Raw genomic sequence first — 15,959 nt, 5'->3', positions numbered from 1 at the left:
AATATTTTTTAAAAATTGTATTCTAAAAAAAAAAAATAGACAAGTGGTTTCCTTCATTATTTTTCAACAAACATTGAAACCACAATAAAAACCCGAAAGGACTTTCATCCGATCAATACCCTTGGGAGAAGAAATCATTCGCCGATTATAGCTTTGATCTTGCTGCAAATTTCCTTTAAGGCAGTGGGTTTTTTTATGATAGTGGAACAGCCGGCATTAATACTCTTCGCAATAATATCCGGGTTAACGAGAGCGGTATGCCCGATTACCGGTATTGATTTCAAATATGAGACTTCCCGAATTCTTCGAACGCTATAAAGGCCATTACATTGAGGCATATTGTAGTCCATAATTATCAAATCAGGGATCAGGCTCTTAGCCTTTTCAAAGGCTTCACGACCGTCGTCAGCAGTAAAAACAACGTACCCTTCTTTCTGCAAGCCAAAGGATAATGCATCTAAAACAACTCGCTCATCATCAGCAATAAGTATACATTTGCGAGTAGGAAAATCTTTTGCTCTTTGCAGATCAGAGATAATGCAATTGGCAAAATTATTATCAAAAGGGCGAAAGATAAAAGCGTCGATACTATTTTTTATTGCTTCTTGGACAGTCTCACTCACATTACTATCCTCATTATCAAGAACTAAAATTGTAGGAATAGTATTTATTTTATCATTCGCCTTAATGGATTTGGCAACTTCGAGGTATTCGTTATCATTACGAGAGGAACAGACAATAATTACCTGCGGTGAGTACTTCCGGGACTTGATCAGAACATCAAATCCGTCTGAAACACCGATAACATCATGTCCTCTTGCCCTAAGGACACTTATATATTGCAATCGCTCAGAATTATCCTTGCTATAAATTATGATTGTATTGACCATTACAATAATCCGAAAACACAAATATAAGACTTACAGACAAAAAAAACACATAGGCTAATTATAGCAAAAAATCAAAAAACTTCTAGTTTATCTCAATACGGGGAACACCTTCGGCATTACAGCGTTCATTCCGTATGGGTTTCTAGGCTTTCCCCGGTTGCACTTACGGTCATGCCGAAACTGGGAAGTAAAATTTTATATTTATATTTTAGATAATTGTTAAATATTTGAAAGTTCTATATAATTACGAAAAACAATGTGGGATTAACTATGTTTAACATTCTAGACAAACAGCTTATTGGCCCAGCGATTCACCATGTGGTGATTGATGCGCCGATCATTGCAAAAAAAGCGCTTGCCGGGCAATTCGTAATGGTCAGAGTAAGCGAAAAAGGCGAGAAAATACCGCTAACTATCGCTGACTTCGATAGAGATAACGGAACAATCACAATTGTCTTCCAAGAGTTAGGGAAAACCACGAAAAATTTTGCGGAATTAAAAAGCGGAGATTTTCTGATCGACCTCTTGGGCCCGCAAGGAACTCCGAGTGAAATAGCCAATTTTGGAAATACGATTGTCATTGGTGGCGGAATCGGTATTGCCCCCATCTATCCGCTTGCCCGGGAATTAAAAAAAGCCGGGAACAAGGTTACTTCAATCATTGGTTATAGAAGTAAAGACCATGTGTTCTGGGAAGACAAAATGAAGTCGGTCTCGGATAGATTACTAATAAGTACAAATGACGGTTCTTATGGCAAAAAAGGATTCGTCACTGATATTCTCAAGAACCTTATGCAACAAGAAAAAATAGACAGGGTTGTTGCAATCGGACCTGCGGTCATGATGAAAGCCGTTGCGGACTTGACCAGAGACTTAGGCATTCCCACGATCGTCAGCTTGAACTCCATGATGGTTTGCGGAATGGGAATGTGCGGCGCATGCCGCGTTTCCCTGGATAAAGCAACTAAATTCACCTGCATGGATGGTCCTGATGTAGACGGACATGCAGTTAACTTTGATGAACTCATGAAAAGGCTGGATACTTATAAACCAGAGGAGTGTTCCTGTAAATGAGCGTAAAAAAAAATTCCGTACCCATGCGCGAGCAATCTCCGGAATTAAGGGTTACCAACTTCGAAGAGGTTCCTCTCGGTTATTCAATTGAAGAAGCAATCAAGGAAGCTAGCCGGTGTTTGCAATGCGCAACCCGCCCTTGCGTCTCAGGCTGTCCGGTATGTATAAATATCCCGGATTTCATAAAAGAATTGCGTAACGAAAATTTTCAAAAAGCTATCGATATTATTCATAAATCCAACTCACTGCCGGCTGTTACCGGAAGAGTATGTCCACAAGAGAAACAGTGCCAGTCAGTTTGTGTAATGAAAAAAGCAGGAGAGCCCGTCTCTATCGGCAGATTGGAAAGGTTCCTGGCAGACTGGGACCTAAATAACAGAAAAACCATGACAATCCCAGTTATTAACAAAAAGATTGTAAAGACATACGACCGTACAGCGTTACATAGGGTAGCGATTGTCGGATCAGGACCTGCCGGACTTAGTTGTGCGGTTGATCTTGCAAAAATGGACTACGAAGTGACCGTTTTTGAAGGATTTCACGAAGTAGGCGGCGTACTCGTTTATGGCATTCCCGAGTTTCGTTTGCCCAAAGTTATTGTTTCAAAAGAAATAAACCAGCTTAAAGATCTAGGCGTTATTTTCGCGACAAATATTCTTATTGGAAAAGCGCTGACATTAGAAGAACTCTTCCAAGAAGGATTCAGCGCAATATTTATTGGTACTGGAGCAGGATTGCCGAATTTCATGGGGATACCGGGTGAAAATCTAAATGGGATATATTCAGCAAATGAGTTTCTCACTCGAGTCAACCTTATGAAAGCCTATAAATTCCCGGATTTCGATACCCCCATAAAAAGAGGAAAAAAGGTTGCGGTTATAGGCGCTGGGAATGTCGCAATGGATTGCGCGAGAACAGCGCTTCGATTAGGGGCAGAACAGGTACACCTTATCTACAGAAGAACAGAAGAAGAAATGCCTGCACGAACAGAAGAAATCCACCATGCAAGAGAAGAAGGGATACAATTCCATCTGCTAACTAATCCGGTTGCATATACCGGAGATGAGGCTGGTTTCGTGACACAGGTTATGTGCGAAAAAATGATACTCGGTGACCTTGATGCTTCGGGAAGAAAACGCCCGACACCAAAGTCAGGATCAGAGTATTCCCTTAGCATTGATGAAGCAATTATAGCTGTAGGTACAACACCTCACCCCATAATTGCACGAACCACCCCCGGGCTTAAAACTAAAAAGCGAGGGGAAATAGAGGTCGATGACCAAGGCATGACATCAATTCCCGGGATATTTGCCGGAGGAGATATTGTTACTGGTGCGGCTACGGTCATTACCGCAATGGGTGCGGGGAAAAAAGCCGCAATCCAAATAGATAGTTATATAAAAAATTGAAGGAGCGCGATTAATCACACCCCTACCGATTAAAACTATTCATTCCCATTTACTATATTATTCAACTCCCTGACTAAGGAATTAAGGTTATTCGCCTGATTTGCCAGTTTTTCTGATGAAGAGGAAGATTCTTCGGACAAAGAAGCACTAGCCTGGGTAACTAAATTCATTTGTGAAACTGCTTTATTAACCTGATCTACCCCGTTAGCCTGCTCAACCGAAGCTAGAGCAATAGATGAGATCAATATAGTTATTTTTTCGATACTGGAAGCAATATCATGCATTATTGCAGACGCTTCGTTTGTTACAACGACCCCTTGTTCGGCATTGGCCTTAGCTCCATCAATAAGCTCAGTCGTAGACTTGGCGGCTATAGCACTTCGTTGAGCCAAACTTCTGACTTCGTCGGCGACAACTGCGAAACCTTTTCCCGAATCTCCAGCCCTGGCAGCCTCAACTGCGGCGTTTAATGATAGTAAATTAGTCTGGAAAGCAATTTCGTCAATTGTCTTGACAATTTTGGCTGTATCATCTGATGAAACTTTTATCTTGGCAATTGCTTCCCTGAGCCGGGAAACTGCAGCAGTACTATAGCTGGCAGATTCCAAAACCTTTTTTGACATATGATCCGCCTCTTTAGTATCATCCGCACAACGGTTGATCATTGCAGACATTTGCTCTAACGTAGAAGAGGTTTCCTCCAGGCTGGCTGCCTGCTCATTAGCTCCTGTAGCCATCTGTTCGCCAGCCTTAGAAACATCGTTTGAGGCGGAGGCAACTTGTTCCGCTCCTGATTTGAGCTGAGACACAATCCTGTTAATAGGAGTAGCGATTGTCATTGACAGGAATATTCCCAGAACAATTGCGATTACAACACCTATGAAAATTGCAGCCACCATTACAGCATATGCGTTCATGGCCAACTTTCGTGAAGAAATCTCAGCATCGCTAGCAAGTTTTTCATTAATTGAGAGCAATTGCGTTAATAGGTCTAGTGCGATCAATTGCTTATCTCGACATTCTTTCATACTTATATCAGACATTCCTTTGTATATGGTCAGGCCATTTTCAGCATTATTACGAAGAGCATCAAAGGCTGTGAATTCGGCTTCAGCCTGAGGAACCAGCTCATTAATATATAATTTTTGCGCAGATTTAAAATCATTACGCTGAAGACTGGATTTTATATTGGTAACAGTGTTGTGAAAATCTTCATGATGGCGAACAGCATTATCAACTAACGCTTTAAGCTCAGGTCCTAGAGCAACATTTTGAGCAAGCCATTTCCCAAACCGACATGAGGCATAATCAGTCCCGCCTTCAAATATTGTTTTGGTCTGGAATATTTTGCCTACCTCAGCCATAAGCCGGTAGTGATCGCCCCTGAAACCTTCCAGAAGACCTTTAAAATTGTCAGGATTAGTTATACCTATAGATTCTAATTTCCTGGCCGAATTAAATATCTCCTCATTAAGCTTTTTCCAGTCAAGCAGAGCTACTTCAAACTGCTGCCAAAGCACAGACTCGCCTTTTGTTTTAGGTAACCTGCTATAACTATCCATTGCAGATTTAATACTTTCATAAGATAAATTAACGTTACTATATTGGCGCTCACGGTCTTTGTTTTCAAGGTAAGGAATAATTATAGTCCTTTGAGCAACCCTGATACTTTCGAATTCCTTATGAATAGTTAGCAGATAATGGATACTGGGAAGCCTCAAGGAGGTAACCTCCAGAACGTTCCTGTTCGTATTTTTCAGACTAACAAAACCAACCAGGCCAACAATTATGGATATAGTAGAGACCGTTATAAAAGAGTATAACAACCTCTTATTTAAACTCATTTTTTTAAACATAGACGTGATCTCCTCAAATTATTGGTAACCCATATAAATTAATAGGGATATAAAAAAGAGCGTCCACCCGTTAATAGGCCCGTTCGTAATTAAGTTGATAATCTTGAACTTAATTAACTATAATGCTGCCGGTTTTTTAGACGAACCCATCAAATGTCTTCTTGTTGCCGAATCACGCCGAAATAGCTGAACTTATTTTTTTGCTTTAATATCGTTAATGATCTTTACAATTTTATTCGGTGAAAGCTCACCGTATACTTTGCCATTAATCGTTGCAACAGGAGCGATCCCGCAAGCGCCTATACATCGGGTTTCCTGCAGAGTAAAAAGCTTGTCTTCGGTAGTATCTCCGATTCCGACCCCAATTGTCTCTTTGATAGCGTCGAGTATCCGCTCTGCTCCCTTAACATAGCAGGCGGTTCCAAGACAAACAGATATTTCATATTCTCCAGCAGGCTTGAGCTTAAAAAAATGATAGAAGGTAACCACTCCCCAGATCTTAGCCAGACTAATCTTGGTTCGAACGGAAATATCTTCAACAACTGCTTTATCGATATAACCATATAAGCTCTGCGCCTTGTGCAGAATGGCAATCAAATAGGAATCCGGGTTTTCACGCTCTTGAAGTTTATCAATAAAATCTCTTAACTGCTGCAATTTTTCACTAATTACCATTTGTGGCATAATTGATCTTCCTTTCTATTCCTGGGAAAGTGTTCGATGAGGACGCACACATTGGTGCGCCCCAACGATTACCTTATAATTGCACTGAACTTGCATGTTGCAAAACACTGACCGCACTTAATACATTTGGCCTGATCAATAACGTGCTTCGCTTTTACTTCTCCCCTGATCGCGCTGGTTGGGCATGCTCGTTTGCACGCGCCGCAACCGATACAAGAATCGATTATTTCGTAAGACAATAGATCCTTGCAGACACTGGCACGACATTTTTTTTCATTGATATGCTCTTCATATTCATGTCGGAAATATCTAAGCGTACTCAGGATCGGATTAGGTGCAGCTTTGCCCAGACCACAGAGAGAAGAAGCAATAATAACCTTACCGAGGGATTCCAACTCATCAATATGGCCCATTTCAGCTTTACCTGCACAAATAAGTTCTAGAATATCATACATTCTACGGGTTCCTTCTCTACAGGGAACGCATTTGCCACAAGACTCACTCCTGATAAAGTCCATAAAAAACTTAGCTAAATTAACCATGCAATTATCTTCGTCTGCCACGATCATGCCACCGGAACCCATCATAGAACCAGCTTTAATCAAGCTGTCATAATCAATTGGAGTATCAAGGTATTCCTCGGGCAGACATCCGCCAGCCGGTCCGCCGGTTTGTACGGCTTTAAACTTTTTGCCATTAGAAATACCGCCACCGATATCGAATATAATGTCACGAAGCGTTGTACCCATCGGCACCTCTATAAGTCCGGTATTCTTAACATTTCCAGCCAACGCGAACACTTTTGTGCCCTTGCTCTTCTCTGTACCGATACTGCTAAACCAATCTGCGCCGTCAAGAATAATTACCGGCACATTGAACCAGGTCTCTACATTATTAAGTACAGTAGGATATCCAAAGACACCTTTGACGGCCGGAAACGGAGGACGAGGGCGCGGAACACCACGCTGTCCTTCAATAGAATGAATAAGTGCGGTTTCCTCACCGCAGACAAACGCGCCTGCTCCTAATCTTATTTCAATGTCGAAAGAAAAGTCTGAGCCCATTATATTCTTGCCAAGCAGACCATGTTTGCGAGCATCTGCGATTGCAATCTCTAGCCGGCTAATTGCCAGCGGATACTCAGCTCGAATATAAACAATGCCCCTCGAAGCGCCGGTCGCATAACCGCCAATAGACATACCTTCGATAAGCGAATGGGGATCACCCTCAATAGAGGACCTATCCATAAATGCGCCAGGATCACCTTCATCAGCGTTACAAACAACATATTTAAGTTCGCTTTCTGCTTTTGCAGTAAATTCCCATTTCATTCCAGCAGAAAAACCACCGCCGCCTCGTCCACGCAGTCCGGATTTCTTAACTTCTGCAATTACTTGTTCAGGAGCCATATCAGAAAGAACTTTTGCTAAGGCTTCATAGCCCCGCACAGAAAAATATTCATCAATATTCTCAGGATCGATGATGCCGCAGTTCCTCAAACAAATTCTCATTTGTTTACCGAAAAAGCCCACATCCCCAAAAACCTTAAAAAACCGGTTATATAAATGATCTTCTTTGATAGCAAGCCGGTCAACGACTTTATCATTTACTACATGGCTATCAATGATTTCTTCAATATCGCTCGATTGAACCCCGCCATAAATCGTAAACTCCGGATTAACGATCATGATCGGACCCTGATTACAAAATCCCTGACATCCGGAAGTACATACTCGAACATGTCCGCTCAGGCCTTTAGCGGCCAATTCTTCATTAACACGTGCAATTAGCTCTTGAGACTTGTTGTGCGCACATCTTGAGCCATCGCACATTATTATTACTTTTTCATTTGTTGTTTTGTTATCCGCCATCTGCGCTATTGTCCTTTCTTATTGTAATACCCACTCTTTAATTACTTCGCCGTTCTTGAGATGGCGCTCTATGATCTGACGAGCTTTATCAGGATCAACCTTACAGTACTTAACAGATAGCTTACCCTCTTCGAGCACTTCTACGGTAGGTTCAAGGTTACAACGGCCGACACACCCTTTTTGGCTTAGTTGCACGGCAGGAAGGCCATTATTAATAGCAGTTTTAAATACCTGCATAACGTCTTCTGATCCGGCAGCTATTTCGCAGGTTGCCATCCCCACGTAAACCCTTTTGCTTATACCGGAACGGTGTTCACGAATTCTCCGATCTGCTTCTTCACGCTTTTTCTTGATAATATCCATAGGTGAACCCATATAAAAAGCCTCCATTTTCCTACCGTTATTATTTTATAATTTAACCCGTTAATAAGCCCGTTAATTTAAGCCACTAAAATTTCCATTTGTTCGGATTAGCGACATGGAATATGCTCTGCTGACTGTATTTTCCAGTTGCATTTTTATTTAAATGCAATTACAATTGTCTTGTGAAATATTACGCATCAACGCTATAAATAGTACAAATGATGTGAAAGAATGTCAATTAGGTTTTATATAAGAATAAGGACCATCTGGTACAACATGGATTCCCGCCTAACCATTACATAATTTACACATACAGGAATACAAATATCGACGCATTGAATAAAAGACTGCCCTAAATTATTTATTATCTAATCAGCTCTATTGTAGTTATTATTAATAGCGTGCCACTCAAATTATAATTATTTAGTTTTTACATAAGGTTGCGAACCCTTCAACATTCAAAAAATTAGTACATAAGCAAGTTCACAAAGAAAGGATACTATATGAAAATTACAATTAACGGCCGCACAGTAGAAGCACATCCAGGCCAGACCGTACTTCAGGCAGCAAGGGCGCATGGGTTCTACGTACCAACGCTGTGTTACCATGAAAAAACCGGACCAGCCAGCAAATGCCGGATCTGCGTGGTAGAAATCGCAGGAATGAGAGGCCTTCAAACCTCCTGTTCAGTAGCTGCCCAAGACGGCATGGACATCAAAACCGAAACTGAAGAAATAATTTCCACTCAGAAATCCTTAGTTAACCTGCTGCTCGCAAGCGGAGAACATAATTGTTTAGCCTGTGAAAAATCCGGAAACTGCGAATTACAGGATGTGGCTTACCACTTCGGGATAGAAAAACCCAGCATCCAGTTTGCCAATGAATTTGACCAGCCAGACACAAGCTCGCCTTTCGTAATGATCGACAGAAAAAAATGCATATCTTGCGGCAGATGCGTTGCGGCATGCAACAATGTTGTAGTAAATAATGTCCTTGACCTCGGTTTTCGCGGACGCGATACCAAAGTGATCTGCGATGACGACAAACCTATGGGGGAATCAACCTGCGTTCAATGCGGTGAGTGTTCACAGCTTTGTCCGGTCGGTGCCATAATCGACAAAAAAGCCATCGGCAAAGCCCGCAACTGGGAAACAAAAAAAGTCAGAACAACCTGTCCTTACTGCGGAGTTGGCTGCCAGTTAATATTACATGTAAATGAAAAAACCAATACCATAGTAAAAATAACCGGGGAAGAAGATGCGGTAAATAACGGAATGCTTTGTGTCAAAGGCCGCTTCGGGTTTGATTTTGTAAATAGCAACGAAAGACTCACGACCCCTCTTATCAGAGATAAAAAAGGCGGAGAACTTAAAGAAACAACGTGGGAAGAAGCCATTTCTTTTATATCAAAAAAGCTTACAGAAATAAAAACCAAGCACGGGCCGGATGCAATTGCAGGACTTGCTTCTGCCAAAGTCAGCAACGAAGAAAATTATATTTTCCAGAAATTTGTCAGATCCGTAATTGGGACCAATAATGTAGATCACTGCGCAAGACTTTGTCATGCCTCAACTGTGGCAGGGCTTGCCCAATCATTCGGATCCGGAGCGATGACCAATGACATTGCCGGGATCAAGGAAGCTGACGTCGCCTTGCTGATCGGGTCTAACACCTCCGAAGCGCACCCGGTTATAGGCTCAGTACTAAAACAGGCGGTAAAACATGGAAAAACCAAACTCATTATTATTGATCCGAAAGACATCCCGATGTCAAAACATGCCGCAATTAATGTTCGCCAACGATGCGGAACTGACGTCGCCGTTCTTAACGGGATCATGAATATTATTATTAATAACAGTTGGTACGACAAAAATTTTGTTGAGACCAGATGTGAAAATTTTGAAGCGTTTAAAGAAGAAGTCGCAAAATACCCAGCTAACCTGGTTGCGGAAATATCCGGAATTCCGGCTGATAAGCTTGAAGCTATAGCAAAACTTTTCGGCAAGGCTAAAAATGCAGCCATTTTTTATTCCATGGGTATCACCCAGCACACAACGGGCGTAGACAATGTATGTTCCGTCGCTAACCTGCAAATGCTGTGTGGAAATATAGGAAGGCCTGGCGTAGGCGTAAACGCACTACGCGGACAGAACAACGTACAGGGCGCATGCGATATGGGGGCTTTACCGAATGTATACCCTGGCTATCAGGCAGTAACAGATGAGAATGCCAGATTGAAATTCCAGACTGCCTGGAATACTACCTTAACTGACAAAATCGGCCTTACCGTTACTGAAATGCTCACGGCTGCCGACGAAGGGATATTAAAAGCAATTTATATTATGGGTGAGAACCCTATGCTAAGCGATCCGGACAGCCACCATACCGAGCATTCGCTGAAAGGTCTTGAATTATTGGTAGTACAGGATATTTTTATGACGGAAACCGCCCAGTTAGCAGACGTCGTATTACCAACAGCATCATATGCCGAAAAAGACGGGACTTTTGCCAATACTGAGCGCAGAGTGCAAAGAATAAGAAAAGCGATCAAATCACCAGGCCTCGCGAAAGAAGACTGGCAGATAGTCCAAGATATAGCAAACTCAATGGGTGCTGGCTGGAGTTATACAACAGCGCAAGACATCTCAAAGGAAATCAACAAACTTACACCGCAATATGCCGGCATTTCATGGGAAAGACTTGAAGGTATGGGACTCACCTGGCCTTGTCCAAATAGCGAACACCCTGGAACGCCAATTCTACATACCGAAAAATTCACGCGGGGTTTAGGAATGTTTAAAGCCATACCGTATATACCGCCCGCGGAACTACCAGACCAGAACTATCCCTTGGTCCTGACTACAGGCAGGGTCCTGGAGCAATTCCATACCGGGACTATGACCAGAAAAACTGACGGGCTCAACCAACTGGCAGGACCGATGGTGATGATCTCGATTGCTGATGCACAAGAGCTTGGCATAGCCGACAAGGAAACTATCAAAATCACATCAAGGAGAGGTGAAATACAAGCTCCGGCGTTTGTTACCGATGGCATTAATAAAGGTACAATATTTATGCCATTCCATTATAAAGAAGCTGCAGCAAACGTTCTTACAAATACAGCCGTTGATCCGATCGCGAAGATACCGGAATTCAAAGTGTGTGCGGTTAAGGTTTCAAAAATTTAATCAATAGTTTCCCACAATACGATAATACGACAATACACCAGGCATTTTTCCTGGTGTATTTATTTATACCCGCTTATGCGTTAAGATAGGATTATAAATTTTGCAGGAATAGCCAAAGCTCAATCCTTGGGTGAGTTAAAGCGCGAAAAAACATTCTGGTGATTACTAAAATTATGGATGAAAATATATATCTCGAATTACCGGTTACCGAGCTATCAAAAGATGATTCGGGAATTCACGTGAATCTTGTCGACAAACAGGTTATCTCGGAGATTTCACTAAAACTGATTATTAATGGAGAAGAATTCGTTTCGCTACTCTGTCTTAACCAATTTCCGGAAGAACTCGCGCTAGGATTTCTCTATAACGAAGGGTTCATTGATTCATTTGACGATGTCGCTGGCATCTATTTCAATGAGCGAATGTTCGCTGTCATTATCCAGCTGAAAGACGGACTCGTCCTCAATACCCAGGAGAACCTCAGAAGCATAACTTCCGGGTGCGGGAAAGGGCTCACCTATATTAATCCGCTGAAAACCAATAATTTTTCTCCGGCAACAAGTCCGATTACAATTTCGATAAGCCGAATATGGGAAATGATGAAAAACTTTAATCGACAATCGGAAATATACACGGTTATCGGAGGCGTACATAGTGTGCTGTTTCAGGATAAAACCCGGACGATTTTAAATGAAGACATCGGACGGCATAATTGTGTCGATAAGATAACAGGAATACTACTGAAGGAAAATCGAATAAAGGACGCAACGGAAGGGATACTATTCTCAAGCGGAAGAATTTCTTCAGAAATCATGACGAAGATTGTTCGGCTTAATATTCCAGTGCTCGTATCACGCTCAGCACCAACAGCTTCAGCGGTCAGATTCGCTCAAAGTTACAACATTACTTTACTGGGCTATGCCAGAGGGACAAAGGCTACGATCTATAGCTGTCCGGAAAGGATAGTTGCAGAATAAATGAAGATTATCACCATTTCCAGTTCATATAGTTCGCTTGGAAAAACAACACTCGCCCGCAAGCTAAAAGAGCTTCTACAGGAAAGTGCCGCCATAATCAAAATAGGCCATGGTCAGGATAAAAACAAACCGGAACAATTATTTCACGATGTGCCCAGTGCCATTACCGAAATCGAGCGACTCAAGAATACCAACCTCAAATATCTCATTATAGAAAGCAATAGCATCCTGGAGGTTATTACTCCGGACCTGGCAATCTTCATCGAAGGATTCGAGAACCCGGCGAAAAAGACTTCTCAGTTCGCAAAAACTAAGGCCGAAATACTCATTGCCACTACCTTTGATAAAGAATTAGCAAAGCAGAAATTGGCTGACAAAAAACTATTCGCACCTCCGCTCGATAATGCCGCATACACCTTAATCCTCGACTTCTACTACAATTACCGCGTCGAAAGCCTTCAGGTAAAAACCAAAATCTGGATTGAAGTCAATAATCAAGCAGTTTTTGGGCACGGCAAATACGTATTGCTTCAAAAAATCGAGGAACTCAAATCATTGAACAAGGCAGCGCACGAACTGAAAATGTCCTATCGCCATGCCTGGGCATACATCAAATCCATGGAAGAACGTTTGGGAGAAAAGATACTCGAAACCACACTTTCGGGAAGTAAAAAGTCCGGGTCGAACCTTACAGAATTCGCACAAAAACTACTCAATAGATACAAGGCTATAGATGAAAAGCTAAATGCTGTCATGAAAGCAGCTAATAGATCTTAACTGCAGTGGCTTTAAAAAGAACGTGGATACGCATGCCGTTTTCGATCATTAATGAATTAAAGGAATCATGCGTTATATATACCGAGAGCCGTATCCCGATTTCGATGATAATCTCATAAAAACCGTTCTTGTGAATAATATCAGCGACATTACCCTCGAAGGAATTCCTGGCGCTGGTTGCAGTATTCCGGGGCGAGAGAATAATGCTTTCCGGAGGGATAAGGATGACCGATTCTCGATCCTCATACACCGCATCAAGATGAATCCTTATATCATTGGTAGAAAAATATTCCCTATCAACAATAACCCCTTTGAAAATATTCTTATACCCCAGGAAATCCGCGACAAAGGTATTAGCCGGATTTTTGAATACGCTGTCTTTGGGACCGAACTGAACGATAGCGCCATCTTGTATAATAGCAATCTTATTCGCTAAATAGAGGGCTTCGTTGATATCATGGGTAACATGAATTACGGTAAGGTTGAATTGTTTATGCAGATTTTTCAGAACCTCAATAAGTCTCCGCTTAAGGTTAGAATCAACCGAAGCAAACGGCTCATCGAGAAGAAGCAGCTGAGGGTTCATTGCGAGTGCCCTGGCTAAGGCTACCCGTTGTTTCTCTCCGCCACTTAAGTTGTCCGGATATCTATCAAGCAGATGATCAATTTGCAGCAATCCCGCGTAATGAGAAACCTGCTGAGCAATAATCTCCTTTTTTTTTCTTTTTACTTGCAAGCTAAAAGAGATATTCTTTCTCACGGTCATATGAGGAAACAACATATAATGTTGATACAGCAGCCCAATATTTCGCATTTCCGGCGCACTCTCAGAGACGTCCGTCCCATTCAAAAGAATAGAGCCGCTTTGCTGTTTCTGAACGCCTGCGAGTATTTCCAATAAAACGGTTTTCCCAGCCCCTGATGGCCCGAGAACTACGAGATAGTCGCCTTTCTCGACGTGAAAGGAAATATTATTGAGCTGAAATCGCGTAAGTTTTTTATTAATATTCTTTGTGACGAGCATGACTGTTCCCCGCATAGATTATAAATGAAAAAAATACTAAGCAAAGCAGTATTAACAGCGCGGCTACAGGTTTAGAATGCTTAAGCCCGTATGACTCAAACCGCTCGAAAATCAGTGTCGACGTGATCATCGGATGATAGGCCAGGATAACGACAGCGCCAAATTCCGAGATTCCCCGGCCCCACATCATTAGAGCTCCTTTAATTATCCCTCTAAATGAAAGCGGTAACGAGATGGCAAAAAAAGTACGCCAGAACCCAGCGCCAAGCGTCCGGGCAGTTTTCTCGAGTTTAGCATCAAATGAATTAAAAGCGATGATAGCATTATTGATTAAAAAAGGAGAGCTGACAAAAAACATAGCAATTGTTATCCCAAGCTTTGTATCAATAATCTGGACATTTGTCATTTTTACAATATCACCGACAACAAAACCGTGAGAGAGAACCGTCAGCAAAGCGATGCCCGCTGCCGCGTGGGGTATGATGATCGGAATATTGATTGCAGCTTCGATAAAAGATTTTCCCCAAAAAGAGAATCGCGCAAGCAGATACGCTAGAGGCACGCCAAAAACCAGGGCCAGAAGTGTCGCATATCCGGCACATTCCAAGGTAAGGGTTATTGAATGGAAAACTTCCTTGTCTCTTATTGCCGCCAATAACAACCCAGGATCTGAAGTTATTATGATATTGATCACGGGGAAGATTAATACGACAGCAAGGATTCCTGCCAGCACAGCTAAAATGATTATTGGAATATGATACCTATGCATCCTCTGCCCTTTCGAAATTACCTGAATTATTTTACTAGCGCTTTTAATTCAGCCGGTAATTTGTCTTTTTCATCTGAGGTTGCAGGATTAAAAGGTATTTGACCATTTTTAGCCATAATTTTCTGCCCTTCCGGTCCAATCACTAGTTTAACATATTCCAGCGCCAGCTTATAATTCGGCGCATTCTTGGGAATAGTCACACCATAGACCATAGAACCGCCTTTTTGCTTAATAATCTCTCCCGGTTCTTTCCCGGTGAGATCAATACTTACGGTACCATAAATCGATTCGTATTTTTCGTTCTTAAGGTTAACTTCGTCAGGTAAAACCACGAATTTGGCATTATGCTGCTCCGCAACTGACTTATAGATAAAAAGGTAATCAATTTGTCCGGATTCAAGCAAAGCCAGGAGATCTGTCTCTTTTGGCCTTACTATATGGCTTTTTGCACGTAGTTTCGAATAAAGCCCAGGTGTTTTATAATATTTCTCTGCTAGCTGCCAGGTAAGTTGTGAGCGATATCCGCAGGGATCGGCATTCGGATCGGCATGTCCATAGGTCACTCCATCTTTCAGCAAAATCTCTCCCCAGTTTTTACCATTGATCCTGTCTGCATACTTACTATCGTTCCGATACATTATGATCATTTCATTTGTAGCAAAATTAATGCTCCACTGCGTATATTCAGGCATAAGCAGCGTCTTGATTACAGAAGTATCAGCAGAAAACATAATGTCGGCCTGTTTGTTGAGCTCCGTGATCTTTCTCGCACATTGCCGACTTCCGGCAGACTCTCGAATAACTTCTACCTTAGGATATTTTTTTTTGAATGCTTCGGTCATATCTTTAAGCGGAACCGACAAGCTTCCGGCATGAAATATGACCAGTTTTTCGTTCTGTTCTGCCTGAACACCGGGCGTAGCCGGCACACCCGAAATCGCAAAGCAAAGAAGGAATAAATACACCAATGAGATAATACTGTTTTTCTCTTTTTTCATAACAAACCTCCACATCTATTATGTTCAAACAAACATAATGGTAGCATAAGAATAATAATTTAGTAAAGATACAAGAAAA

The 15,959-nt window shown here is 41.9% G+C and carries 13 protein-coding genes; 5 read left to right on the top strand and 8 right to left on the bottom strand.

Features of this window, described 5'->3' with window-relative positions:
* Positions 1-134: 134 nt before the first annotated feature.
* Positions 135-890, bottom strand: coding sequence for a hypothetical protein (locus DKM50_00455; GenBank protein ID PZM84889.1), 756 nt, complete (start codon positions 888-890; stop codon positions 135-137).
* Between the two features lie 270 nt (positions 891-1,160).
* Here DKM50_00455 and DKM50_00450 point away from each other — a divergent pair, with 270 nt between their 5' ends.
* Together DKM50_00450 and gltA are read left to right on the top strand one after the other, a co-directional pair.
* On the top strand, positions 1,161-1,964 hold the full coding sequence (locus DKM50_00450; GenBank protein PZM84888.1) for a sulfide/dihydroorotate dehydrogenase-like FAD/NAD-binding protein: 804 nt from the start codon (positions 1,161-1,163) through the stop codon (positions 1,962-1,964).
* Positions 1,961-3,373: a glutamate synthase (NADPH), homotetrameric gene (gene gltA / locus DKM50_00445; GenBank protein ID PZM84887.1), complete on the top strand. Its 1,413-nt coding sequence runs from the start codon at positions 1,961-1,963 to the stop codon at positions 3,371-3,373. The genes DKM50_00450 and gltA overlap by 4 nt, the downstream gene beginning before the upstream one ends.
* 35 nt (positions 3,374-3,408) lie before the next feature.
* On the opposite strand, the gene DKM50_00440 is transcribed toward gltA, so the two are convergent.
* The 4 genes from DKM50_00440 to DKM50_00425 all read right to left on the bottom strand — a co-directional run bounded on the left by DKM50_00440 (position 3,409) and on the right by DKM50_00425 (position 8,159).
* A complete protein-coding gene (locus tag DKM50_00440; GenBank protein ID PZM84886.1) occupies positions 3,409-5,229 on the bottom strand; it encodes a hypothetical protein in 1,821 nt (606 codons plus the stop codon).
* A gap of 192 nt (positions 5,230-5,421) precedes the next feature.
* Positions 5,422-5,913 (bottom strand): NAD(P)H-dependent oxidoreductase subunit E, encoded by a 492-nt coding sequence (locus DKM50_00435; protein PZM84885.1) that lies wholly within the window; start codon positions 5,911-5,913, stop codon positions 5,422-5,424.
* Positions 5,914-5,981: 68 nt separating this feature from the next.
* The gene (locus DKM50_00430) at positions 5,982-7,784 is read right to left on the bottom strand and encodes an NADH-quinone oxidoreductase subunit F (GenBank protein ID PZM84884.1); all 1,803 of its coding nucleotides are present in this window, start codon (positions 7,782-7,784) and stop codon (positions 5,982-5,984) included.
* Between the two features lie 18 nt (positions 7,785-7,802).
* Entirely contained in the window at positions 7,803-8,159 is a 357-nt protein-coding gene (locus DKM50_00425) for a (2Fe-2S) ferredoxin domain-containing protein (GenBank protein ID PZM84883.1), read from the bottom strand.
* A gap of 491 nt (positions 8,160-8,650) precedes the next feature.
* On the opposite strand from DKM50_00425, the gene DKM50_00420 reads away from it, so the two are divergent.
* The 3 genes from DKM50_00420 (at position 8,651) to DKM50_00410 (ending at position 13,089) form a co-directional block, all read left to right on the top strand.
* Positions 8,651-11,335 carry a formate dehydrogenase subunit alpha gene (locus DKM50_00420; protein ID PZM84882.1) on the top strand — a complete coding sequence of 895 codons (2,685 nt, stop codon included), beginning with the start codon at positions 8,651-8,653 and terminating at the stop codon, positions 11,333-11,335.
* 173 nt (positions 11,336-11,508) lie between these two features.
* Positions 11,509-12,312, top strand: a complete 804-nt coding sequence (locus DKM50_00415; protein ID PZM84881.1) for a formate dehydrogenase accessory sulfurtransferase FdhD — start codon at positions 11,509-11,511, stop codon at positions 12,310-12,312.
* Positions 12,313-13,089, top strand: coding sequence for a hypothetical protein (locus DKM50_00410; GenBank protein PZM84880.1), 777 nt, complete (start codon positions 12,313-12,315; stop codon positions 13,087-13,089). It abuts the gene before it with no gap.
* On the opposite strand, the gene DKM50_00405 is transcribed toward DKM50_00410, so the two are convergent.
* The 3 genes from DKM50_00405 to DKM50_00395 are packed head-to-tail and all read right to left on the bottom strand — an operon-like array spanning position 13,076 to position 15,880.
* Positions 13,076-14,128: an ABC transporter gene (locus DKM50_00405; GenBank protein PZM84879.1), complete on the bottom strand. Its 1,053-nt coding sequence runs from the start codon at positions 14,126-14,128 to the stop codon at positions 13,076-13,078. The two genes, DKM50_00410 and DKM50_00405, sit on opposite strands and share 14 nt — an antisense overlap.
* Positions 14,091-14,882 carry a molybdenum ABC transporter permease gene (locus tag DKM50_00400; GenBank protein PZM84878.1) on the bottom strand — a complete coding sequence of 264 codons (792 nt, stop codon included), beginning with the start codon at positions 14,880-14,882 and terminating at the stop codon, positions 14,091-14,093. The genes DKM50_00405 and DKM50_00400 overlap by 38 nt, the downstream gene beginning before the upstream one ends.
* A gap of 26 nt (positions 14,883-14,908) precedes the next feature.
* Entirely contained in the window at positions 14,909-15,880 is a 972-nt protein-coding gene (locus DKM50_00395; GenBank protein PZM84877.1) for a tungstate ABC transporter substrate-binding protein WtpA, read from the bottom strand.
* Positions 15,881-15,959 lie beyond the last annotated feature (79 nt).

The organism is Candidatus Margulisiibacteriota bacterium (assembly GCA_003242895.1).
In the GTDB taxonomy this organism is placed as follows: Bacteria; Margulisbacteria; Riflemargulisbacteria; order GWF2-39-127; family GWF2-39-127; genus GWF2-39-127.
This window is presented reverse-complemented; position numbering and strand designations above follow the sequence as displayed.

Coding starts and splice junctions, on each gene's coding strand:
- DKM50_00455 (PZM84889.1), bottom strand. CDS start 890: ATGGTCAATACAATCATAATTTATAGCAAGGATAATTCTGAGCGATTG.
- DKM50_00450 (PZM84888.1), top strand. CDS start 1,161: ATGTTTAACATTCTAGACAAACAGCTTATTGGCCCAGCGATTCACCAT.
- gltA (PZM84887.1), top strand. CDS start 1,961: ATGAGCGTAAAAAAAAATTCCGTACCCATGCGCGAGCAATCTCCGGAA.
- DKM50_00440 (PZM84886.1), bottom strand. CDS start 5,229: ATGTTTAAAAAAATGAGTTTAAATAAGAGGTTGTTATACTCTTTTATA.
- DKM50_00435 (PZM84885.1), bottom strand. CDS start 5,913: ATGCCACAAATGGTAATTAGTGAAAAATTGCAGCAGTTAAGAGATTTT.
- DKM50_00430 (PZM84884.1), bottom strand. CDS start 7,784: ATGGCGGATAACAAAACAACAAATGAAAAAGTAATAATAATGTGCGAT.
- DKM50_00425 (PZM84883.1), bottom strand. CDS start 8,159: ATGGGTTCACCTATGGATATTATCAAGAAAAAGCGTGAAGAAGCAGAT.
- DKM50_00420 (PZM84882.1), top strand. CDS start 8,651: ATGAAAATTACAATTAACGGCCGCACAGTAGAAGCACATCCAGGCCAG.
- DKM50_00415 (PZM84881.1), top strand. CDS start 11,509: ATGGATGAAAATATATATCTCGAATTACCGGTTACCGAGCTATCAAAA.
- DKM50_00410 (PZM84880.1), top strand. CDS start 12,313: ATGAAGATTATCACCATTTCCAGTTCATATAGTTCGCTTGGAAAAACA.
- DKM50_00405 (PZM84879.1), bottom strand. CDS start 14,128: ATGCGGGGAACAGTCATGCTCGTCACAAAGAATATTAATAAAAAACTT.
- DKM50_00400 (PZM84878.1), bottom strand. CDS start 14,882: ATGCATAGGTATCATATTCCAATAATCATTTTAGCTGTGCTGGCAGGA.
- DKM50_00395 (PZM84877.1), bottom strand. CDS start 15,880: ATGAAAAAAGAGAAAAACAGTATTATCTCATTGGTGTATTTATTCCTT.